Here is a 23,183-nt window from a genome sequence, read left to right as displayed (position 1 = left end):
CTTGAAGCTGACCACTTCTGTCACAACCTCATTTTTTTATTAAGTTTCCTTCTTCTTACCTTTTTCCACTATTTCGTTTCACATCTTTGATGATTTTCAACGCACGTTTTCGTGTTTTGATATTTGGGCTTTTCAAACGGCGATACGCACTTGAGATATCTGTTTTTTCCATATAGACGACCCACTTTCTTCTTTGATTGTAGTCATGTTAAAGAATACAAATCGAAATAATTACGATTTGTATTTTGAATGGTATCAAATGTTAAAAAGAAAGTCAACCTGCTAAAACGAGGCTATGGCAAAAGTCGTGTCACAATCACTTTTTCCGAATGAATAGTGTTCCAAAAGGTGCTTCTTCGGAAATAAGTTTTATTATTACATATGATCTACCAATTATTCTTCCCACATTCACATCTTACCGTTTCCGATTGTCTTAAATAATTCAGCTACTTCTTTTTGCGAACAGTCGTAAAAACAAAAAATTTTTTGTAACATCTCGTAACTGGGACGCGATAGACCTGTTTCCCATTTGGAAAGTGTTTGTCTTGTGATACCTAATTGTCGTGCAACGAAATCTTGTGTATAACTTCGGTCTTTTCTTTTTTTTGTCAGCCATCGAGCAAATACCATCCAAGCATCCTCCTCGTTGTTAAACCGCATCCATTTCCCTCAATATCAACTATATTAGAAACATTTGTAATTGAAAAGAGTCTATAACGATTGGGATCTTAAAAAAGAAATGGTGTATCCTAGTTCTTTGTTTCTCTTTCTCTTGTAAACAGTTCTGAAATCTCTTTAGCTGAGCATCCATACAAACAAATCAATTTATAGAGCATCTCATAACTTGGATATGACCGGCCATTTTCCCAATTGGACAAACCTTGTCTTGTAATATGTAACTGAAGTGACACCCATTTTTGAGTATACCCTTTTTCCCTTCTCTTCTCACGCAACCACTGATGGATCTCCATCCCTCGCTCCTTTCATTTAAGTATTCTCTCCCATATTAACTATAACGGAAAATTTAGGAATTGAATATATGGCGCAATGATTTGTGTCTTACATTTGATTGCTAGTTAGAATACACTGTAAGTGTTGAAATATAAAAAAATAAAAGGAGTGTTAGAGAATGAAAAAAACGGTAATAGGTGGAATAATATTAGGAATGTTTTTTTAGAATATGACCGTTAATAAGGAGATGTCATGAAATATAAATACCTATTTCTTAGCTTGGGGTTCCTTTTATTGTTAGGGATATCGGGATGTACTGATGCAAGAAAAGAACTGACAGGTGATTATGATTATTATCTCTATTTTTCGAATACAATGGACAAGTTTGTAACATCTGGCAGATTCGTTGGTATCGGAAAGAAGGATCAAGTGATTTTAAAAACAGAAGGACTGGAACTAGGCACTTTCGTACAACATGATCAAAAAGTCTTTTTATCTGATCGAACGCATGACTTTGTTTATACACCTCATTCAGGAAAAATCGAAAAGGAAAAGCGCCAAACAAAAGAACATACAGGAATAGACAGCGTCATATTGGACGGGAAGCTGGTTACTTTGTTCAATCATGGCTATCCAGATACCGATGACATCCTTTATCAAAACAATCTTTATTTTAATAATGACTATACGATTATCAACGGGCATATTTTTTCGACTGGAAACGATGAGCAGTCTCTCTATATTTTACGTGACGAAGAAATAGGAAAATTATTTGTTGATAGACTCTATCTTTCTGAAGATACGCTTATCAGTGAGAACCTTGGTTCGTTCCCCAATATAGAAGGGAGTGAATATCTGATAGGTTATCGGCTAAATGTTCATGAAAACCACTTATACGGAGTGGCTTTTGATTTTGCTAATAATCGGCGAGCTGGATTATTTAGCTATTCGCTGAAAGATTCATCGTATACATTTAAAGAAACAGACCGAGAAATAATACTGGAAGATATAGGATTCAGTTTTTCAAAAGGAAGTTTTATTTATAAAGATCAGCTTGTTTACTTTTCAAGTAACGGCACGATCTACTTTATTGATCTTGAGACTGCAGAAACTACTAAAAAACTCCCGACAAACATGGATCTTAGTGGTGTATTTATTGTCTCCGTGATTGATGATGAACACGTAGCGATTGCTACCCATGATCATGATAATAATCTAATCATCTGGGAACTCGACCTAAGTAGCTTGTCTCTTACGGAAAAGCGACGTGTAGAACCTTCACTATGGAGAAAGCAAGAATATCTGTACGACTTTCAAGTAAAGCGATGATTATCTCAAAAAAGTTTGCCCAGCCGCCAACATAAACAAAAATTGATGATAAAATAAATATAAAAATTTTTTTGCGAAAAAGATTGGTGGGCATTGGAATGGAAACAAATGATTTGCGTATGGTAGAAGAGAATTTTCAATTTGATATACGGGCATCTGGAATTTTATGGAATGAGGAAACAGAGGATATTCTTTTGAGCAGGGAAAACAATGAACAGGGCATCCAAGTATTGCCTGGCGGAGCGGTCAAACGTTTTGAGACAAGTCAACAATCCGTTGTTCGCGAAATGCTGGAGGAAACTGGTTATGAAACAGAAATCGTCCGTTTGCTTGCCCTTATTGAAAGTACCTTTTCAATTGAAGAAAACACAGATAAAACCTATCAGCAAATCAATTTCGTCTATCTTTTGAAACGTGTAGCTCACTCGGATAGACATAAAATCGTTGCATCAGAAGAAAAAGTGCGACCAGTTTGGAAACACAGACAAGAGGTAAAAAACGTGAAACCAACTATATTAAACGAAATCATTGCGGAATTTCCTACTTCTGTCCGCTTTGAAGTATCATTCGATTAATTGAGGTTGTGAAAAAGCCGCTCAGTTTTGAGTATTAAGAAAAAGGTTGTGAAAATGACTTTTTCACAACCTTTTTTAGCACATATACTTCTATTTGTCCTTCTATTCTAATTTCTTTCGAACGACATTTAAATAATGTTGCAGCCCGACATTCATTACCCACGCAACACCTAAACCGATGAAACTTCCTATGATGATTCCTAAAAAACGATATTCGATCAAAGACATCAGATAGGCCCCGCGAATAAGTGTAGATAGCATCAACGCCATGGGATTAAGAAAAATATTAGCAACTGCGTAATTTCTAGCAACTAGAAATTGTGCGATTCCGTAAAGAAACGTAATCAGAAAAATCGTCTGCAGTTGCGTGAACGGCACAAATGACAAGACGGCTGACACACATAACCCACCCATCGATCCAATCAGATATTGGACTTGTCGATGCTTCATCGCATCCAAATTTTCCGCCAGCAAAATCGATGCACATGACAAGGTCAACCAATAAGGATTATGCAGATTCAAGCCATGACTGACATAAACGGACAGAAACAAGGCGGCACTGTAGAAAACAGAATCAATGATCACCAAAGGCTCTTCATGAAACCTTTCTTTTAGAGTCGCTTTTTCAATTGTCTGCTCAGGTCGTGAATCCAGTAATTTTGTAATCACTGCCGCAATCAGGGCAAAAACGACACCCATAAAAAAATAAAGCGAGACGATCGGTAATTGAGCGATTGGCAGCTGCATACTCGTTCCCATGGCAGAAAGCATCGCAAAAAACAAGCCACCTGGTTTAGAGATATGGAATAATCGCAACACGAATCTGCTGGAAAAAGCAACCAAAGCTACAGCAAATGGTTCAAGCCATAAAACATAAGTTGACAAAATCCCTAGAACGAAAGCAAACAAAAGTCCACAACCGATCAAAAACATACGTTTCAGCAAAGATTTCATCGGTATGTTTTGATAATAGAAAAAAGTAAAGATCCCTAATGATGAAAAACTTGAAATCAAAAAGTCATGATTTATGTAACCTAACCATAATACGATAAAGATAAGTAGCATCAGGTTCATGATACGAAAAGGATTATCTTGTATTTTATTGAAACGAAAATAAGTCTTGAACAATCTATCCCTCCTTCCTAGTGATTTGAAAAGAAGCTGAATCAAAATGAAATACCAATCCCGTTTGTCAGCATTACCTAGTATAACAATTATTTCTTGATTTTTCATAAAATTAGTATCAAGAAGAAAAAGGCTTGGAAAAGTCAAAACAAAGAACGAACATTCGAGTCGTATTAACAAAAAAAGATAAGGTAGCAAGTTTTCTAAGCAACTCGCTACCTTATCTTTTTTTATTAAAAACCGAATGAATCGTATCTAAGTGCGTACATTCTTCTCTTTTATGCACTGGATTTTTCTCCTGTCCTTTGTCTCATATCAAGAAGCTGGTGCATAGTCTCTAAATCATTCATCGCGCCGGTAAATAAGGGCCAAGCATCCACCCCATCTTGTTTTTTTCTAGGAATAATATGGAAATGAAGGTGAGAGACATGTTCTTCTACTGTCTCATCTTCTGCTTTGATCAAATTGACGCCATCAAAACCGCAATTTTCGACGCAATGAAGAGAAACCGCTCGAATGACGTTCATCAATTCAATAAATAGTTCTTGCTCGCAATCAATTAAATTGACCCGATGTTTTTTGACTAGAGCGATCATATGACCATCGACATCTCCTGTGTTATCTAAAAATACAAGAATATTTTCACTCTCAACTATTTTTCTTCGGTGCAATCTTCCATTCACTATTTTACAAAATAAACAATCCTCCAATTCATCCACCCCTTTGTGGACTAAGAAGGGGTAAGACTCCTCTGTCTTCCCCTTGCTTTTACCAAAATATCGATTAACTATCATGTTTGATCACCTGACTTTCGGTGTCCAGTCAAACTGCAGATCTCACAATTTTCGATACGCTTCTAATTCTTTTTGATTCCCGTATACAAAATGTCCGGGGCGTACTTCCTCGAAAACCGGACCGTCTTTTGTATAATCATGTATGCTAGGATCATACACATGTAATTTTCTTTTCCTTGCTAAAATAGGATCTGGTATAGGCACAGCTGAAAGCAATGCCTTTGTATATGGATGAAGCGGATGGTTGAATAACTCTTCCGTTTCAGCTAGTTCTAAAATATGTCCTTGTCTGATCACAGCGATCCTATCTGAAATAAAACGTACGACTGATAGATCATGAGCGACAAAAAGATATGTCACTTCTCGTTTTTTTTGTGCATCTTTCAGTAAGTTCAACACTTGCGCACGGATCGAAACATCTAAAGCAGAGATTGGTTCGTCCGCTACGACTAATTCAGGTTCCATCACTAATGCACGAGCGATCCCGATCCGTTGTCTTTGACCGCCGGAAAATTCGTGAGGATAGCGGTACATATGCTCTGGAAGTAGTCCGACTTCTTTGATGATTTTTGCCACCTTTTCCAAACGTTCTTCTTCCGAGTGGAACAGGTTAAAATTATAGAGACCTTCTGAGATAATATATTCTACTGTTGCCCGTTCGTTCAACGATGCGGATGGGTCTTGGAATATCATTTGGATCTTACGGATTTTTTCTGCTTGTTCTTTTTTCGACAAGGAACCATTGATCTTTTTCCCTTCAAAGAGAATATCCCCTTTGCTTGTCGGATTTAACCCAATGATTGCTCTGCCAATCGTCGTTTTGCCTGAACCAGATTCTCCTACGAGAGAGAACGTTTCTCCTTTATAAATATCAAAGTTGGCGTCTTGGACAGCTACGAACTTGCTTTTTCCTTCTCCAAAAGTGATTTCTAAATCTTTTACAGTTAACAAAGTTTTTTTATCAGCTGACAACTTGCTTCCCCCCGTCTTGTTCTTCACTATCCAATTCTGCAGCCAAAGCAATCATTTTTTCATGAAGATTTTCGATTTGTTTTGGTTTAAGTACTTTCGGTGCACGAGGATCCAGCAGCCAAGTCTTCGCAAAATGGGTTTCGGATACTTGGAACATAGGCGGTTCACTAGTAAAATCGACCTTCATCGCATAGGCGCTGCGAGGCGCAAAAGCATCTCCTTGGATATCTTTATATAAAGAAGGTGGTGTTCCTGGTACAGAGTAAAGCACATCTCCTTTTTGTGCTAATTGTGGCAAAGAAGAAAGCAAGCTCCATGTGTAGGGATGTTTTGGATCATAAAAAATTTCTTCAACTGTTCCGCTTTCGATGATCTGTCCAGCATACATAACAGCTACTTTGTCTGCTATAGCCGCGACAACGCCCAAATCATGGGTGATAAAAATCGTTGTGAATTGATATTCTTCCTGAAGCTCTTTGATTAGTTCCAAGATTTGTGCCTGGATCGTTACATCCAAAGCAGTTGTCGGTTCATCACAAATCAAGATTTTAGGTCGGCAAGCCAATGCAATAGCAATGACGATCCGTTGTCTCATCCCACCAGAGTATTGGAAAGGATATTCATCATATCTTTTTGCCGCATTAGGGATTCCTGTTTTTTCCATCAATTCGACAGCTAAGCGTTTCGCTTCTTTCGCTGATTTCTTCTGGTGTTTGATGATGACTTCTGAGATTTGTGAGCCAATTGTTTTGATAGGATTCAGTGAAGTCATAGGATCTTGGAAGATCGTCGCGATTTCTTTTCCCCGAATATCTTCCCATTCTTCATCCTTTTTCAATTCGCTTAATATCTTGTCTTTATAGCGGATCGTTCCTGAAGTGATATTGCCGTTTTGTTCCAGCATCCCGGTGAATGTTTTTGTCAGAACTGATTTTCCTGATCCTGATTCACCAACGATGGCTAATGTTTCTTTTTCTTTTAGCTCTAATGAGACATTTCTGATCGCTTTTAATTCACGGTGACGAACATGGAAGCTGACCGAGATGTTTTCTACTGATAAAATTGTTTGATTCTCCATTGTTTGCCTCCTAAATATGTGTTCTTGGATCTGCCGCATCTGCAAGAGTTTGTCCTACGATGTATAAAGAAACAGAAACTAACGCCAGTACAGTCACAGGAATCCAGAAAAGATAAGGGTAATTGCTCATGTTATTCGTATATTTTGCGATCAATCGTCCGAGGGAAGGAACATCACTGCTTAACCCAACGCCTAAGAATGAAAGAAAGGTTTCATATGAAATAAACGAAGGTAGCGCTCTAGATACATCTGTCACGATGATAGAAATCAGATAAGGCAGGATATTACGAAAAATCATCCGCAAGGTCGGTGTTCCTAGTGTTTTTGAGGCTAAATTATACTCGCGGTCGCGGATGATCATGACTTGTACCCGAATAAAGTAAGCTACGCTCAGCCAGCTCGTCACACACATCGCAAAAATCAAATTCCAAAATCCGGAACCAAACGTATAAGAGAGAACGATAACGATCAGTAAAGTTGGCACATTCGAGATGATGTTGTAAATTTCCAACATGAAACGGTCAATTGCTTTCGATGTTCCCCAAATCGCCCCTACTACTACACCAATAACTGTAGTGATCAATGTAGCAATGACACTGATGGAAATCGATGTTTTCGCCCCTGCCCAAACTGCATCGAATAAGGACATGCCGTTAGCATCTGTACCAAACCAAAATTTTGCACTTGGTGGATTATAGCGTTTCGTAAAATCATTGATATCTTTTACATCCATAAATTTGTATCCGCTGAATAATGGCTGGATAAAGCTCATCAATAAGACAGCCAGCATCAGTATCAGCATAAAAATCGCAACTTTGTTTGAAAAGAATTTACGCATGACCGAACGCCAATACGAATACTTCGGCGTATCAATCTTTTCTGAAGCTAACGAATTCGTTTCTACAAAAATGAATTCGTTCATTTGTTCTGTTTTCACATTTTCCAAGCTATTTTCCTCCTGACGATAGTTTGATTCGCGGATCGACTAATGCCATCGCAATGTCCCCGGCTAAGATTGAAAATACGGATACTGTGGTAAAGACAAAAACGATTGCGATAACTAATGGATTGTTATGGGTAATGATCGCATCAGGTAGCATTTTCCCCATACCTGGTGCAGCAAACACTGTTTCTGTGATCGTCGCCCCAGCAATCGCTCCGATGATACTTCCTGGAATCCCATTGACGATTGGGATAGCTGCATTTTTGAAAATGTGTTTTCTAGCAATTTCTTTCGCATTCAAACCTTTTGCTTTCGCAAATTTAACATAATCGGAAGACTGTTGGTCGATCATGTAACGTCTCAGCCAAATAACGATTCCAGAAACAGACAATAGTCCTAGAATCACTGTCGGTAATATATAGGAGCGAATATCTTGTGCGCCCAATGCTGGGAAGGAATCTGGCAAAGAAAACCAGGTGCTTCCAATAAATCGGAAGAAATAGATAAAGGCTAGACTTGGCACGGAGATCAGCACCGTTACGATAGCGATCCCTGCTTTATCTGGTATCTTTCCTTTGTAACGAGCCATCAACATCGCAGCAGGTATACCGATCGCATAAGCAATAATAACAGCGATAGCTCCCATACGAAATGATGTACCGATCATCGATGGGTCTTGGTGATTCGTGTCTGTGATGACGTAATTATCAGAAAAATATTTTTTGTCTCGTGAAGAGATGTTTTTTGTTTTCTGATATTGACGGAGATAGATATTAGCAGAAGAGCGCGCTGTAAAATCATCATTAAATGTTGTCTCTGTACTTTCTGTTTTCCCTTGTCCTCCTGAGATGATGCTTGTTACCGCTTGTCCGGCAAATGTCGGATATGAAGTGCCTAGATTCAAATGAACGATATTTTGATGGATATAAGGAAATTGTCCATTGAAATAGATTTGGTATTTATATTGTGTTCCTGAACCGACAAGTGCCCAACCGACCAACTCATCGTTTTCGATACGCAGAGAATGTTTTAAGTTAGGATTGCTGGCATCTTTTACTTTCCATGGGTGATCGATTTGGATCATATTCGCATAGAAATTCACTACGCGTTTTACTAATGGAATATCTTTTGTCGCATAATATTCTTTGCTGATTGGAAATTGTTTGAGCGTCCAACCATTTTTCTTCGCCCAATCTTGGTATTTTTCTTCTAACTGCTCAGAAGAGGCTTTTTCTGATGAACTGCTTCCTACTTCTTTTTTCAGTTCTTTCGTCGTGTAGTATTCGATATAACCCATCTTGCTGAAGGCTGTATTTTCATAATCTGCCAGTTCATCTGGTTTTGCCTTTAATTTTCCGTAATTCACATCATTTTGAAATATCGTTTTTCTCGGAACAAGTGAATAGATCACCGCATAGGTTAAGGTAGTTACAAGAAAAATACTAAGTATAGAGCGCAGGACCCTAAATAAAAGGTATCTTTTCACAATTTTCCCTCTCTTTCATCATATAAGTAAAAAAGGCTACAATAGAAATTGAAAGCCTTTTTTACTATTCATTCAGCTAAATTACTTAGAACTTGTTGTTTCTGCTTCTTTCGCAGTTTCTTCTTTTTTCGTTTCCCAAGCTTTCTTCGCTTTGTCGTATTGATCTGTTGTGACGATATCGCTTTGTACTTCTACATATTTCAATTTGTTTGCAGCAATACCTGCCCAACCATATGGTCCGCTAAATGGTACTACATTTGTGACACGCGGCGTCCCACCATCTGCATAAATTGGTACTTGCAAAGCATTATCTAACAACCAAGCTTCTGCATCTGCATAAGCAGTGTAACGAGCATCTAAATCATCAGTGATAGCAGCGGCTTTATCCAATAATGCGTCGTATTCAGACAAGTTGATTGCTTTTTTCGCAGCAGTTGATGGATCCGTTCCTTGTACTACGGCAGAAGCTTCCAGTCCAAGTGTATGGATCATATCCCCTTTGCGTGAATCATAGATATTCAAGTAAGAAGATGGATCAGTGTAGTCTGGACCCCAACCAGAGGCATTTGTAATGTCAAAGTCGCCAGCTTGTCCGGTCGTGGCTTGATAAGTAGCAGCTAAATATTTATCTTCATTCAATAGTTGAACATCAACCACTACGTTATCTGATCCTAAAGAAGTTTCCACTGATTTTTTCAAAGATTTGACCATGTTGACACTAATCTCAGAAGTTTCCTCAACTGGCATATCTAAATGAATAGGGAATTGCACACCTTTTGCTTCTAGTTCTGTTTTTGCTTTTTCCATATATTCTTTGGCTTTGTCTGCGTTATAATACCCATCTTGTCCATCAGATAAATTTACATCGCCAAAAGCATCTGAATCCAGTGCTTTTAATTTACTTGCCACTGTATCACCGTAAGGTTTTCCGCCAATTTCTACAAAATCGGCAGGAACAAGTGTATTACGTAATGCTTTAGTGGCTCCTTCTTCTCCTACACTTTGTGCGTTATAGCTTTTCTTATCAAATCCGAATAGAATAGCTAAACGGAAATTGCGGTCTAAAATAGCTTTCTGTGTATCTTCTTTTTCTTTATCTGTTGTTTTTGAAGTTGCATCAAATGTACCTCGGTTAAAGTTAAATGTTAAATTGTATGTGGATCCACCTGTTTGAGACCAAGTCACACCATCTGGATAAGCTTTTGTTACGTCTTTATATCCTGGTGAATTTGGATAAACACGAGCAAGAGATAATTCTCCATTTTCGTAAGATTTAAATAACCCATCGGGATCACTTCCATCATTATAGGTCCATTTTACTGTGTCTAAATGGACATTTTTAGGATCCCAATACGATTCGTTCTTCGTATATTCGATGACTGATTTAGCTGTATTGTTTGCAAGGATGAAGGGTCCATTATAAAGGATGGAGTCTGGTGTTGGTTTACCGAAATCTTTCCCTTTTGATTTTAGGAACTCTTCATTGATTGGATATAAGATACCGTAAGTCGTTTTTGAGTTCCAGAATGGTTCAGGTTTATTCAATGTGTATTGCAACGTATAGTCATCTACTGCTTTTACCCCAACAGTAGAAAAATCATTCGTTTTACCATCTATATAATCAGATAAGCCTTTGATACTATCTGCCACGATATATAACGTTTCTGATTGTACATCTACCGCGTGTTTCAACCCAGTAACAAAGTCATTTGCTGTCACATCAGCCCCATACTCATTTCCTTCACTATCCACCCAAGGAACACCTTTGCGAAGATGATACGTATAAGTCAACCCGTCATCACTAACTTCCCATGACTTAGCCATATCGCCTTTCAGGTTCCCGTATTGGTCATTTTCCAAAAGACCTTCCACAAAGTTAGTATAGTGGTCACTATTCGTTTTTCGGGATGAGAATGTGTAATCTAGCGTTTCAAGATCTGTTACATATACAGAACTATATTCTGATACAAGGTCACTTTTCTTTGAAGAGCTAGACCCTTTTGCATTACTCCCGCATGCTCCCAGCATAACGGCACTTACTAGAAGCAAAGCTAAAACTTTTTTCATATAATGTATATCCCCCTCTTATTTATACTGCTTTCACCCTTTTCAACCCCTATTAACCAGATAATTGCGCAACATATTTAATTAATAAATCACCTGAAATAATTAAAAGATAATGAAAGTTATTGAAATAATACATTTGGCGTTAGGCAATGTCAAGGTGATTCAGCAAAATAATTCGAATTATCTGAAATTTATATATATAACTATATATGCAATTATCTAACTTTTTCTTTTTATCATTAAGAAAATAAAAAAATAAATATCATTAATGTAATAAGCGTAAAACGAATGTACTCGAAGAAAAAAGCGTTGAAAGAATTATCTTTCCATAATTTTTTTATGTATAGCATATCCCACTTTTATACGAAAAATAATATATATATGCATGTAGTTTATATAATTATTAAAAATAATCTTTGAGAGGAAAAAGCGAACGAATAAAAATTACTTAAGTTATATATTTGAACGTTTTCTCATTTTAAACTCATTTAAAAGAAACCGGATTCCCTACAAAAAAAGCTTCTAATTTTCGTACGATAACTACGTTGGTCCTTAAACTTCATACTTTTTTATGATTTTTCAGCGGTTTTCGATGGTATACTTTTTAGATGGAGGAGATGTCTATGCGGTATATATCAAAATTTTTATTAGGGATTTATTTATTCTTTCTATTATGGTTGATTTTATTCAAGCTATCATTTAATCTTCCACAATTTCTCACTTATTCTTACAGCAATGTCAATCTCGTCCCTTTTTCTACTTTTTCTTTTGAAAATACGACGGTTTTGCGCGAGACCACTTATAACTTCATTGTCTTTTTTCCTTTTGGGGTGCTTTTGAATGTCAATTTCAAAGGGCTTTCCTTTTCTAAAAAATTAGGGATCATTTTCCTTGTAAGCTTCTTCGCAGAGTTTATTCAATTCCTATTCGGTATTGGTGTAGCGGATATCACTGATGTAATTACTAATACAACAGGAGGTCTGATTGGATTATGGTTCTATCAGCTTTTAAACAAACACCTATCGACAAATAAGTTGGATCGCCTAGCCGTTATTTTGGGGTACGTTTTATTGTTATTTCTAATCGTAGCTTTTTTATTTTTGACACGTACTATCCGTCTTCGATAAAATCGTTCATAAAAAAGGACCGTCACAGATACATTCCAGTGTGTACCTATGACAGTCCTTTTTTATTCAATTATTGATTCTCAAAAAAATCGATTTTCACCTCTGCTATTTGGAGTATACATCTTACACATTGAAGCAGTCAGGATATGTTTCCCTTTGTTTTTTATCAAAAAATAGTAAAGTAACGGTTATGTCTATTTTCAGATTAATTACATCAATGAAATGTCCTTTTCATTGAAAAACAAGTATTATCATAACTCCTTCATAATTTAAGTACGCATTTGAATCAAAAATGATTATTTTTTTAGCTTAAATGCTTTATATCTTAACATTTTCCTATTCGACACTTAAATCGATTGAGAAATTTTCGTTCTTCTTTATACCCCATATAGGTATATCTATTTATTGTAAAAAGCTTGTTCTATAAATAATTTTTCTTCTTTTCTATCATTTTTCTCTCTTATGAAGGTATCTTTTTCCTTGATTTCTGCCAGTAGATTTTGCCTGATCCTACTTTTTGAAGGCATTTCAAAGGAAAAAGCAGCAGTTTTTAGAAGTAGCAGAGAAATCAAAACAAGTGTATCGTTATTTTTTAACTATAAAATAACACTAAAAATATAGTTGGTTCGTTATTTTTCACTCTTCTGAATTTACTTTTTTAACCCCATCTGAACTCTTGTTAATATTTATTCATTTCTATTGTATATCCCCTGACAAAAGAAATCTATCTGCCTCCTTTAACTAATCTATTGTTTTTTTAGCTATCATAAAGTTATCCACTGTGGAAAAACTAACGATTTTTTTCGATACACTTTTTTAAAAATTTTTTCCACAAATAAAAACATGTTTACAGCAGTATGATTCTGCTGTAAACATGTTTTTATTAAATAGATAGAATATTAGCTTACATAAAGATGTTTATTTTTTTATTGCTGCGAATAATGTCAAAAATACCGTGACACCAACTACTGTCCAAGTCAAATGACCTTGATCCAAATAAATAAGCATCGTGACAAAACTAGTAATCAGTCCTACATGAAGTCTTTTTTGATCCATCTGCATCCCTCTTTGAATACTAGTATCACTCGGATATTTGATCGTTTGTTTATTTTTTCTATATTTTTCTCTTAAATTTTAAACACGGATCATTTTACCGATATTGTGATTCAATGGTACGGCTTGGGATGATCCAAGCAGCAAGAATCACGATGTTTGCGATCAGCACGGCTACTGGCGCTACTAAATAGCCTAAGACAATTCCTAAAACATTCAAGCCAATCGATAAGTATGATTTCTTGTAATCATTCAGCATCGTCTTCAATGCTTTCTCGTGACCCTTATTTGCTTTGACAAGTTCTTTTGCCAAGATATAATACGCAATGTTAGCGGTCAAGGTAACAAAACCATAAGTCATTTCTGGAGCCAGACTATTGATGTACTCACTGATCCATGAAGTGGCAAATGGAAAAAGTGAAAGCGCAAAAATAAAGAAACTGTTCGCCCATAAGACCCGTCCATTTATCTTATGTACAACTTGAAATAAATGATGATGATTGTTCCAGTAAATCGCTAAGATGATGAAACTGACAATATAGATAAAAAATCGGTAACCTAATGCAGCGAGCGCCTCCCACGTATCTCCGTTAGGTTCATGAAGTTCTAAAACTAAAATAGTCATGATAATGGCGATTACAGCATCTGTAAATGCTTCAAGACGATTTTTAGGCATGATATTCTCCTCCTTTTCCGCTCTATTTTAGATGATAAACAAGGGAAAAAGCAATTGTTTGATCATTTAAGTAGATGAAGTAAAAATCAGTCTGCAGTTGGAGGTGTTTTTAGAGAATCCCTGTTATACTTTTTCTATAGTAAAGAATGAACAAGAGGAGGGTTTTGTATGCGTCAAAAAAATATGTTCTTAAATATCTTCATGGTTCTTTTAGTGTTGATTGCCGCTAGCTTTGTCATCAGTCTTTTTGTTAGTGTCGTAAGTGGCCTTTTATGGTTTGCGGTCAAAGTTTTGATTCCGATCGCACTTATCATCTGGCTCGTTCGTTGGATCAAAGGCAATACACATCGAAAAAACTATTATTAATGAATCACATGATCACTTCGTTATGATATAACTTACTTAAAAACAGGGTCGCGACATAAGTTCGCGACCCTGTTTGATATATCATATATTAATTTTCCCAATTATCCTAATGCTACATCCAAGATCATCATAATGATAAATCCGCTCATAACACCAAAAACTGCAAAATGACGTTTGCTGGACAATGTCTGCTGTGCTTCGGGAATCAATTCTTCCACCACGACATAAATCATCGCTCCTGCAGCAAAAGCAAGTGCATAAGGAAGCAGCAGCTCCACTTTCGTTACTAGTAGTGCGCCAATCACCCCAGCGATTGGTTCAACGATTCCAGAAGCTTGTCCGTAAACAAAGGCCTTTTTACGGCTCAGACCTTCTTGTCGCAATGGGATTGATACAGCTGCTCCTTCTGGGAAGTTTTGGATACCAATACCTAGCGCTACCGAAACAGCGGCTAATATAGCGGCTGTCGGATTATCCGCAGTTGCTGCTGCACCGAATGCTACCCCTACAGCTAAACCTTCAGGAACATTATGCAATGTAATAGAAAAAACAAGCAAGATTGTCCGCTTTAAATGGGTAGGCAGTCCTTCTGCTTCATGTTGCGGTCCAAAATGCATATGGGGCAATGTTTTATCTGCCATATATAAAAACACCCCACCTAAACCAAATCCAATACTTACAACTAGCCAAGCAATATCTCCATTTTCTTCTGCTTTTGTAATCGCTGGATCGAGCAAGGACCAAAAACTTGCAGCAATCATGACACCAGAAGCAAATCCTAACATCAAATTTAGCACTTCTTTTTTGATTTCTTTAAAGAAAAAAACCAATCCGGCACCAAGAGCTGTCATAAAATAAGTGAAAGCTGTCCCAGCAAGTGCTTGCTGCCAAGGATCAAGCCTCAATAGCCATTCAACCATGCCATTCCCCTCTCTTGAATCTATTTATGTACTACTCTAGCATATTCCCAAAAACATGACTACATTTTTGTGAAAAGACGAATTAGTTGGGATTTTCGATAAAAAGTTCTATACTCTAGATACAAAAAATTTATGGATCATCATTGCTAAAGGAGTGAAACACCATGTCAGAAATCAATGCAGGAGTCGCAATGGTAAAAGTTCTTGAAAGCTGGGGTATCGACCATATTTATGGCATTCCCGGAGGATCTTTCAATTCGATTATGGATGCGCTATATCACGAAAAAAACGAAATCAAATATATTCAAGTCCGTCATGAAGAAGTCGGTGCACTAGCAGCAGCCGCAGATGCAAAATTAACCGGGAAAGTCGGCGCTGTCTTCGGCTCTGCAGGACCTGGTGCGACACATTTGATCAATGGTTTGTATGATGCACAGATGGACCATGTGCCTCTAGTAGCGTTCTTAGGACAAGTTGCTTCTACATCCATGAACTATAACTCTTTCCAAGAATTAAACGAAAATCCTATTTTCGCAGATGTCAGCGTATACAATCGTACAGTCATGACGCCCCAAAGTCTTCCACATGTCGTAGATGAAGCCATTAAAGCCGCCTATGAGCATAAAGGTGTGGCTATCGTGACGATTCCTGTTGATCTTGGTTTTGAAGAAATTGATGAACAACCTTTCTCTACTGCTCACACTCACAAAACAAGTGTGATATTACCAGAAGAAAAAGATTTGCTGACTGCTTTGCCTTATCTTGAAAAAACAAAAAAACCAGTTCTTTATGTTGGTCAAGGAACGCGAAACGGATTTCCGCAAATCAAAGAATTCTCAGAACATTTTTCAGTTCCTATTGTCGCTTCCGTTCTAGCAAAAGGAATTATTCCTGATGATTATGAAAACTTTCTTGGTTTTGCTGGACGTGTCGCTACTAAACCCGGAAATGAAGCATTGGCAGAAGCCGATCTGATCTTATTTGTCGGTAGCGACTTCCCGTTTGGACGTGCATTTTTTAATCCAACTGCTGAATTTATCCAAATCGATATTGATGCGTCAAAATTCGGACGGCGCCATGAAACATCGCTGTCGATTCTCGGTGATGCAAACACAGCTTTGCAAAGACTGGTCGAATTAGGTGATGCTCGTCCTGCTGATAGCTGGTACCTAGCAAATCAGGAAAATAAAGAAAAATGGGTAAATTGGTTGAAATCTTTTGAAGATCGTGAGGAAGAACCGATTCGACCAGAGGCTGTCTATAAAGAAATCAATCGGATTGCTGAAGACGATGCGATTTTCGTCACAGATGTCGGTAACACGACTATCCATTCTATTCGCTTATTAAATATGAACGGTAAACAAAAACATACAACCTCTGGATGGTTCGCAACTATGGGTAATGGTGTGCCTGGAGGAATTGCCGCACAACTAAGCTACCCAGAAAAACAAGTATTTACCTTAAGTGGTGATGGCGGATTTGCTATGGTCATGCAAGATATCATTACACAAGTCAAATATCAGCTTCCAATTATCAATGTTGTTTTTTCTAATGATTCTTTTGGTTTCATCGAAGCAGAACAAGAAGATACGGAACAAAAGAAATTCGGTGTATTTTTAGAAGATGCAGATTTCGGTAAAGTTGGAGAAGCCCTCGGTGCAAAAAGCTTTACAGTCACAGAATACTCGCAACTTCGGTTTGCCTTTGATGCAGCCGCAAAATCAGACCGTCCTGTAGTGATCGATGTGAAAATCAATAATAAGCGTCCATTGCCAGTAGAAGATCTTCATTTAGATCCAAGAAAATATTCTGAAGAAGAAATCCAAGCATTCAAAGAAAAATATGAAGTCCATGATTTGCCAGTATTGAATGAATTATATGAAAAGAGGTTGTGACAACTGCGCTATGCTTCGAGTAATAAGATAAAATTTGTGCCTATTGCTTTTCACATTTTTGCATAAATTTGTCTCGATACCTAAAGATTACCTCGTGCATATTTGTCCATAATAAAAAAGCCAGCTACCAATTGCAACAGTCAAACTGTTACCGGAAGCTGGCTTTTTTATTTGATTGATTTCACTTATCTAAACGCATAGACGATATGTGTGATGCCGAATAACATAAAATAGAACCCAACTAAAAAGCTTAATGTCAACGCAGAAGAAATTGGATTAAACAATAAGAAAATTCCTAATAAAATTCCTAAAATATTGACGATGATCGTAAACCAATAATATCCTTCACTTACTCCTCTTGCCAAGTCAGCAGTAAATAACGCTAAAACGGAATCAGCAATAAACCATACTGCAAAAACAAAAGGTAATGCTGCGACTCCTGCACCAATATTGAATAAGAAAAAGACGCCAACTAGAATATCGATGATCCCGATTATTAAGGGCATCTTTCCTTTATATCCTGTTAGCTCTTTTAATCTGTTACGTACAAATAGTTCAAATATCCCTTTAATAAAGGCAAAAATCGCAAAGACTACTACAATTGCAACTAAATTTCCGACAGGGTCTTGAAATGATAACAATGAGACAAGTACAAATAAAATTCCCAAAATCAATGAGCCCCAGTCGATGGTTCTTTTTTCATCCATTTTCAATCCTTCTTTCATTTCTTTTACAGTTTTATAGTACTCCCTCTTATAAATAACGTCAAAAATTATGCTGTTGCAAACTAAAAAATCCTATAGCAGCTATTTCTACTCCTCTTTTATGTTTATTTTCTTCATTCTGTTTCACGTGAAACACAAAGAATGTTCGATTGCCTTGAATCTTTTACCTTTCCCCTATATAATTCTATAAGACTTGTCAAAAACTAATAATGATAAAAGTGAGGAAAAAAATTGATTACTGTAAATGATGTGAGTTTGCACTTTTCAGACCGCAAACTATTTGATGATGTGAATATTAAATTTACCCCCGGAAACTGCTATGGCTTGATTGGTGCAAATGGTGCAGGTAAATCAACGTTCCTTAAAGTGTTATCAGGGGATCTGCAGCCTTCCACAGGTTCCGTTACTATGGGACCAGATGAACGGATGGCCGTATTGAAACAGAACCATTACGACTATGAAGACTATACTGTACTTGAAACAGTCATCATGGGGCACAAGCGTCTGTATGAAGTGATGAAAGAAAAAGATGCGATTTACATGAAAGAAGATTTCACTGACGAAGATGGTATTCGAGCAGCTGAATTAGAAGGAGAATTTGCTGAGCTTAATGGATGGGAAGCAGAACCAGAAGCAGCTGTTTTACTGCAAGGTCTGAACATCCCTGAAGAATTGCACCATCAGCAAATGAGTGAATTGACTGGCGGACAAAAGGTAAAAGTGTTGTTAGCACAAACACTATTTGGTAAACCTGATGTTCTTTTACTAGACGAACCAACAAACGGTCTGGATATCCAATCGATCAATTGGTTGGAAGAATTTTTGATCAATTTTGAAAATACTGTGATCGTTGTCTCCCATGACCGTCACTTTTTGAACAAAGTATGTACACATATGGCGGATCTGGATTTTGGTAAAATCAAACTTTATGTAGGAAATTATGATTTTTGGTTGGAATCTAGTCAATTGGCGGCTAAGCTCCAAGCGAATGCAAATGCCAAAAAAGAAGAACAAATCAAAGAGCTCCAAGAATTCATTGCTCGCTTTAGTGCGAATGCATCAAAATCAAAACAAGCAACTTCACGTAAAAAAATGCTTGAAAAAATTACTTTGGACGATATCCAGCCTTCTTCTAGACGTTACCCATTCGTTGGATTCAAACCTGAACGTGAGATCGGAAACGACTTATTGCAGGTAGAAAATGTAAGTGTAACGATTGATGGAAAGAAAATTTTAGATGATATATCTTTTAATTTAAGCAAAGAAGACAAGGTTGCTTTTGTTGCAGAAAATGATATAACAACAACGACGCTATTCAAAGTTATTATGGGTGAAATTACACCAGATACTGGAACAGTACGTTGGGGAGTAACAACAAGTCATTCTTATTTACCAAAGGATACAACGAAAGAATTCGACACGGATCTAACGATTTTAGACTGGTTGCGCCAATATGCAAGTAAAGAAGAAGATGACAACACCTTCTTAAGAAGTTTCTTAGGAAGAATGCTGTTTTCTGGTGAAGAAGTATTGAAACCAGTGAATGTTTTATCTGGTGGAGAGAAAGTCCGTTGCATGCTCTCAAAAATGATGCTTTCGAAAGCTAACGTACTTGTATTAGACGATCCAACGAACCATTTAGACTTAGAATCAATCACCGCATTGAATGACGGCTTGATGGCATTTACTGGCTCGATCCTGTTTGCCTCTCATGACCATCAATTTATCCAAACATTGGCAAACCGGATCATTGCTCTTTCAGATAAAGGTGTGATTGATCGGGCAGATACGACATATGATGAATTCTTGGAAAACACAGATATTCAAAAACAATTGAACGAGTTATGGGCGTAATGGCCTATTTAGCTTAAAAAACAAAAAAACAGCGACCACTAAGAGATAGGATGCTCATCTATCTTTTAAGAGTCGCTATTTTTGTTACATTCAAATCCTGGGCTTTTTTACAGAAAGAGTTACTTCTTTTATCGACTGATTCCCATCGAAAAAATCGCGATACAGCCATAGCCTGTGTGACTGGCGATCGTTGGTCCTAAGGGATAAAGCTTCACATCTTTCATCTTTATCTGCTCTTCCAAAAGCCGTTTTGCCTTCTCCGCGCTCTCTAGATCCCCAGCGTAAGCCACATAAACGATTTGATCAAGTGGCGCAACGATTGTTTTTACTGTCTCATTGACGATTGTCTGGATCGACTTGTTCCTTCCGCGAACTTTGTCAACATTCGTCAGCCTTCCTTCTTTATCTACCGTAATAATAGGCTTTACACTCAATAGACTGCCCAGAGTAGCACTTGCTTTGGAAATTCTACCGCCTCGTTCTAGATACTTCAAATCGTCTACAGTTACCCATGAATGGACTTTCAAATAATTTTTTTCCAGCCACTCTAGGGTTTCTTCGATACTTTTCCCTTCTTTTTTCAATCTTGCAGCTTCCAATACTAAAAGCCCTTCCCCGATACTTGCAGCTTTTGTATCAAAAACATAGATCTCAGGGTCTTCATATTCTTCCTTCAGTAATTCAACAGCTTGAAGCGCACTGCTGTAAGAGCCGCTTAATCCACTGGAAAAAGCCACATATAAGACAGGAATCTGTTTTTCCGCATAAGAACGGAAAAATTCTAAATATCGGCCAACATTGATTTGTGATGTCGTAGGCATCGCACCATTTTTCAGCTGATTCATGTAGCGGTCATAATTGAATGTCTTTCCGAGATCATCTACTAACTCTTGATCATTCAATTGGAGATTCATTGATAAAAAATCAATTTTTTCTTCTGCTAATACATGGTATGGCAGATCACAACAAGAATCTGTTACAATTTGATACACATTTTTCAACCCCTTCTCGTTACATTTTACCCTTATCGTCTATTATAGCAAATCTCTTGCGCTAGACACACTTTTACCGGTTTATTTTCGCAAGTTCTAATCAAAATAAGAGGTTGTGACAGAAGTGGTCAGCTTCAAGAAATAAGAAGGAATTTACGAAAATTGCTTCTCGAATTTTTGTGAAATTTCGGCTTATTTCCGTAGAAGCTACTTCTGGAACACCGTGTAGGAGGTTGTGAAAAAGCTGCTCTGCATCAAGCAGTAAGAACAATCAGATAAAAATAGCACTCCATATTTTTCATCTGATTGGGCTTAGTGCCGTAGATGCAAGCTTTTGAACACCGTTTAAGGAAGAGGTTGTGAAATCAGTGTTTTGACCTGAGTATTAGAGAAACAAACGTCAAAATAGTTCCTCATATTTTGACGTTTGTTGAGCTAATACCGAAGGTCAGCTGATTGAACACCGTTTAAGAAAGAGGTCGTGAGCCTGCCGTTCAGCTCCGAGTCACAAGGAGCAATTTCAAAAAACAGCTTCTCATGTTTGATGAATATTGTGACTTGTGACCGAGGAGTTGGCAGGAGAACACCGTTTATTCAAAAAAAGGGAACTGCGACAAGACTTTTGTCACAGTCCCTTATATTCTGAATAAACAGTGTTCAAGAGACAGCCTATCGGCAATAAGGCTAAACGTCTCTTTCACTACCTCTTCAAGTGATTATTATCGTATAGATAAACACTTCGACTCGCTCTGGTAAGAACGTCCTGATTCAGTCGTCGTTTTTATCCTTAGATTTGCGCCCAGACGCTTTCTAAGATGTTTGTTTGTGTTCTATCAGGTCCGACAGAAAATGTTGAGATACGTACACCAACAAGCTCTGAGATACGACGTACATAGTTACGTGCGTTTTCTGGCAGTTCTGCAAGTGTTTTGCATCCTGTAATATCTTCTGACCAGCCTGGCAACTCTTCATAGATTGGTTTGCAGCGGTTCAACTCTTTCAAGCTTGCTGGATAGTGGTAGATTAGTTCGCCATCTAATTCATAAGCCGTGCAAATTTTTACGGTTTCCAATCCACTTAATACATCGATTGAGTTTAAAGATAGGTTGGTAATACCTGAAACCCGTTTAGAATGGCGCATAACTACAGAATCAAACCAGCCGACACGACGAGGACGTCCTGTTGTCGTACCGTATTCTCGTCCTACTTTGCGGATTTGTTCACCTGTTTCATCAAATAGTTCAGTTGGAAATGGTCCATCACCGACACGTGACGTATAGGCTTTGCAGACGCCGACGACTTTATTGATTTTTGAAGGTCCTACACCGCTTCCGATTGTAACACCACCGGCTACTGGATTAGAAGAAGTAACAAAAGGATAGGTTCCTTGATCGATATCCAACATGACTCCTTGTGCCCCTTCAAACAACACGCGTTTACCTGCATCTAAGGCGTCATTCAAGATAACCGAAGTATCTGTGACGTATTGTTTGATTTGTTGACCATATTCATAATATTCTTCAAAAATATCATCAAAATCAAGTGGTTCTGAATCAAACATTTTTACAAATTGACGGTTTTTATCATCTAGATTCAAACGAAGACGTTCTTCAAAAATTTCTTTATCCAATAAGTCTGCGATGCGGATACCTACACGAGCGGCTTTATCCATATAAGCTGGTCCGATTCCTTTGATCGTTGTACCGATTTTGTTTTCACCTTTCGCATCTTCTTGTAATTGGTCCAATTTGATATGATAAGGCAAGATTACGTGTGCGCGGTCAGAAATACGCAGATTACTTGTTTCTACACCTTTTTCATGTAAATAAGCTAATTCTTTGACCAATGATTTAGGATTGACTACGACGCCGTTTCCAATCACACTGATCTTGTCTTTATAAAAAATCCCAGAAGGAATCAAATGCAGTTTATAAGTCACACCATTGAATTTGATTGTATGCCCTGCATTGTCGCCACCTTGGTACCGTGCAATCACTTCAGCATTTTCACTGAGAAAGTCTGTGATTTTTCCTTTCCCTTCATCGCCCCATTGCGTACCTACTACTACTACAGATGACATGTGAACACCTCGTTCTATATTATTTAATCCTGAACCATTGTATCAATAATAGATACATAATTCAAATAAAATCGAATGATTTTTATTTTTATTTTATAAAAACGCTTAAAAAACGAACTTTTATCCTTTTAGAATGATTATTTAAAAAGAGGTTGTGACAGAAGTGGTCAGCTTC

Annotated in this window: 22 protein-coding genes; 6 read left to right on the top strand and 16 right to left on the bottom strand. The window is 37.4% G+C overall.

What is annotated here, in order from left to right; all coding sequences use genetic code 11:
* Positions 1–55 precede the first annotated feature (55 nt).
* From HMPREF2988_RS13650 to HMPREF2988_RS06685, 3 genes are all read right to left on the bottom strand, one after another.
* Positions 56–172, bottom strand: a complete 117-nt coding sequence (locus tag HMPREF2988_RS13650; protein WP_002288644.1) for a putative metal homeostasis protein — start codon at positions 170–172, stop codon at positions 56–58.
* A gap of 236 nt (positions 173–408) precedes the next feature.
* Positions 409–660, bottom strand: coding sequence for a helix-turn-helix domain-containing protein (locus tag HMPREF2988_RS06690; RefSeq protein WP_002339461.1), 252 nt, complete (start codon positions 658–660; stop codon positions 409–411).
* 89 nt (positions 661–749) lie between these two features.
* Positions 750–971, bottom strand: a complete 222-nt coding sequence (locus tag HMPREF2988_RS06685; protein ID WP_002309857.1) for a helix-turn-helix domain-containing protein — start codon at positions 969–971, stop codon at positions 750–752.
* A 232-nt stretch (positions 972–1,203) separates the two neighbouring features.
* Between HMPREF2988_RS06685 and HMPREF2988_RS06680 the strand changes: the two genes are divergently transcribed.
* Together HMPREF2988_RS06680 and HMPREF2988_RS06675 are read left to right on the top strand one after the other, a co-directional pair.
* Positions 1,204–2,280: a hypothetical protein gene (locus HMPREF2988_RS06680; protein ID WP_002315490.1), complete on the top strand. Its 1,077-nt coding sequence runs from the start codon at positions 1,204–1,206 to the stop codon at positions 2,278–2,280.
* A gap of 98 nt (positions 2,281–2,378) precedes the next feature.
* A complete protein-coding gene (locus tag HMPREF2988_RS06675) occupies positions 2,379–2,855 on the top strand; it encodes an NUDIX domain-containing protein (protein ID WP_070770276.1) in 477 nt (158 codons plus the stop codon).
* 102 nt (positions 2,856–2,957) lie between these two features.
* On the opposite strand, the gene HMPREF2988_RS06670 is transcribed toward HMPREF2988_RS06675, so the two are convergent.
* From HMPREF2988_RS06670 to HMPREF2988_RS06640, 7 genes are all read right to left on the bottom strand, one after another.
* A complete protein-coding gene (locus HMPREF2988_RS06670; protein ID WP_002313933.1) occupies positions 2,958–3,983 on the bottom strand; it encodes an FUSC family protein in 1,026 nt (341 codons plus the stop codon).
* 275 nt (positions 3,984–4,258) lie between these two features.
* Positions 4,259–4,690, bottom strand: coding sequence for an HIT domain-containing protein (locus tag HMPREF2988_RS06665; RefSeq protein ID WP_070770286.1), 432 nt, complete (start codon positions 4,688–4,690; stop codon positions 4,259–4,261).
* Between the two features lie 126 nt (positions 4,691–4,816).
* Positions 4,817–5,746, bottom strand: a complete 930-nt coding sequence (locus HMPREF2988_RS06660; RefSeq protein ID WP_070770275.1) for an ATP-binding cassette domain-containing protein — start codon at positions 5,744–5,746, stop codon at positions 4,817–4,819.
* Positions 5,736–6,824, bottom strand: a complete 1,089-nt coding sequence (locus HMPREF2988_RS06655; protein WP_002292656.1) for an ABC transporter ATP-binding protein — start codon at positions 6,822–6,824, stop codon at positions 5,736–5,738. The genes HMPREF2988_RS06660 and HMPREF2988_RS06655 overlap by 11 nt, the downstream gene beginning before the upstream one ends.
* 10 nt (positions 6,825–6,834) lie before the next feature.
* Positions 6,835–7,746 (bottom strand): oligopeptide ABC transporter permease OppC, encoded by a 912-nt coding sequence (gene oppC, locus HMPREF2988_RS06650; protein WP_047928056.1) that lies wholly within the window; start codon positions 7,744–7,746, stop codon positions 6,835–6,837.
* A gap of 25 nt (positions 7,747–7,771) precedes the next feature.
* Positions 7,772–9,253: an ABC transporter permease gene (locus tag HMPREF2988_RS06645; protein ID WP_070770274.1), complete on the bottom strand. Its 1,482-nt coding sequence runs from the start codon at positions 9,251–9,253 to the stop codon at positions 7,772–7,774.
* Positions 9,254–9,334: 81 nt separating this feature from the next.
* Positions 9,335–11,320 (bottom strand): peptide ABC transporter substrate-binding protein, encoded by a 1,986-nt coding sequence (locus tag HMPREF2988_RS06640; protein ID WP_002315483.1) that lies wholly within the window; start codon positions 11,318–11,320, stop codon positions 9,335–9,337.
* Positions 11,321–11,943: 623 nt separating this feature from the next.
* On the opposite strand from HMPREF2988_RS06640, the gene HMPREF2988_RS06635 reads away from it, so the two are divergent.
* Positions 11,944–12,447, top strand: a complete 504-nt coding sequence (locus HMPREF2988_RS06635; protein WP_024635751.1) for a VanZ family protein — start codon at positions 11,944–11,946, stop codon at positions 12,445–12,447.
* Positions 12,448–13,365: 918 nt separating this feature from the next.
* Here HMPREF2988_RS06635 and HMPREF2988_RS13770 read toward each other — a convergent pair.
* Both HMPREF2988_RS13770 and HMPREF2988_RS06625 read right to left on the bottom strand, forming a co-directional pair.
* A complete protein-coding gene (locus HMPREF2988_RS13770) occupies positions 13,366–13,503 on the bottom strand; it encodes a hypothetical protein (protein ID WP_002319331.1) in 138 nt (45 codons plus the stop codon).
* Positions 13,504–13,597: 94 nt separating this feature from the next.
* Positions 13,598–14,176: a TMEM175 family protein gene (locus tag HMPREF2988_RS06625; protein WP_002292646.1), complete on the bottom strand. Its 579-nt coding sequence runs from the start codon at positions 14,174–14,176 to the stop codon at positions 13,598–13,600.
* Positions 14,177–14,344: 168 nt separating this feature from the next.
* Between HMPREF2988_RS06625 and HMPREF2988_RS06620 the strand changes: the two genes are divergently transcribed.
* Positions 14,345–14,542, top strand: a complete 198-nt coding sequence (locus HMPREF2988_RS06620) for a hypothetical protein (RefSeq protein ID WP_002309889.1) — start codon at positions 14,345–14,347, stop codon at positions 14,540–14,542.
* A gap of 101 nt (positions 14,543–14,643) precedes the next feature.
* Here HMPREF2988_RS06620 and HMPREF2988_RS06615 read toward each other — a convergent pair whose 3' ends face one another.
* Entirely contained in the window at positions 14,644–15,462 is an 819-nt protein-coding gene (locus HMPREF2988_RS06615; RefSeq protein WP_002292643.1) for a ZIP family metal transporter, read from the bottom strand.
* Between the two features lie 164 nt (positions 15,463–15,626).
* Here HMPREF2988_RS06615 and spxB point away from each other — a divergent pair, with 164 nt between their 5' ends.
* On the top strand, positions 15,627–17,357 hold the full coding sequence (gene spxB / locus HMPREF2988_RS06610; protein WP_070770273.1) for a pyruvate oxidase: 1,731 nt from the start codon (positions 15,627–15,629) through the stop codon (positions 17,355–17,357).
* 185 nt (positions 17,358–17,542) lie between these two features.
* Here the strand turns inward: spxB and HMPREF2988_RS06605 are convergent, their stop codons facing one another.
* Positions 17,543–18,064, bottom strand: a complete 522-nt coding sequence (locus tag HMPREF2988_RS06605) for an HdeD family acid-resistance protein (RefSeq protein WP_002309892.1) — start codon at positions 18,062–18,064, stop codon at positions 17,543–17,545.
* Between the two features lie 249 nt (positions 18,065–18,313).
* Between HMPREF2988_RS06605 and HMPREF2988_RS06600 the strand changes: the two genes are divergently transcribed.
* Positions 18,314–19,936, top strand: coding sequence for an ABC-F family ATP-binding cassette domain-containing protein (locus HMPREF2988_RS06600; RefSeq protein ID WP_070770272.1), 1,623 nt, complete (start codon positions 18,314–18,316; stop codon positions 19,934–19,936).
* 128 nt (positions 19,937–20,064) lie between these two features.
* Here HMPREF2988_RS06600 and HMPREF2988_RS06595 read toward each other — a convergent pair whose 3' ends face one another.
* Both HMPREF2988_RS06595 and HMPREF2988_RS06590 read right to left on the bottom strand, forming a co-directional pair.
* Complete coding sequence (locus HMPREF2988_RS06595; RefSeq protein ID WP_002316532.1) at positions 20,065–20,928, bottom strand: DegV family protein; 864 nt, start codon at positions 20,926–20,928, stop codon at positions 20,065–20,067.
* A gap of 787 nt (positions 20,929–21,715) precedes the next feature.
* On the bottom strand, positions 21,716–23,008 hold the full coding sequence (locus HMPREF2988_RS06590) for an adenylosuccinate synthase (RefSeq protein ID WP_002309895.1): 1,293 nt from the start codon (positions 23,006–23,008) through the stop codon (positions 21,716–21,718).
* Between the last annotated feature and the right edge of the window lie 175 nt (positions 23,009–23,183).

Source organism: Enterococcus sp. HMSC061C05 (assembly GCF_001814765.1).
GTDB classification, from domain to species: domain Bacteria; phylum Bacillota; class Bacilli; order Lactobacillales; family Enterococcaceae; genus Enterococcus_B; species Enterococcus_B lactis.
The sequence above is the reverse complement of the archived record's forward strand: the minus strand, read 5'-3'. Positions and strand labels throughout refer to the sequence as shown.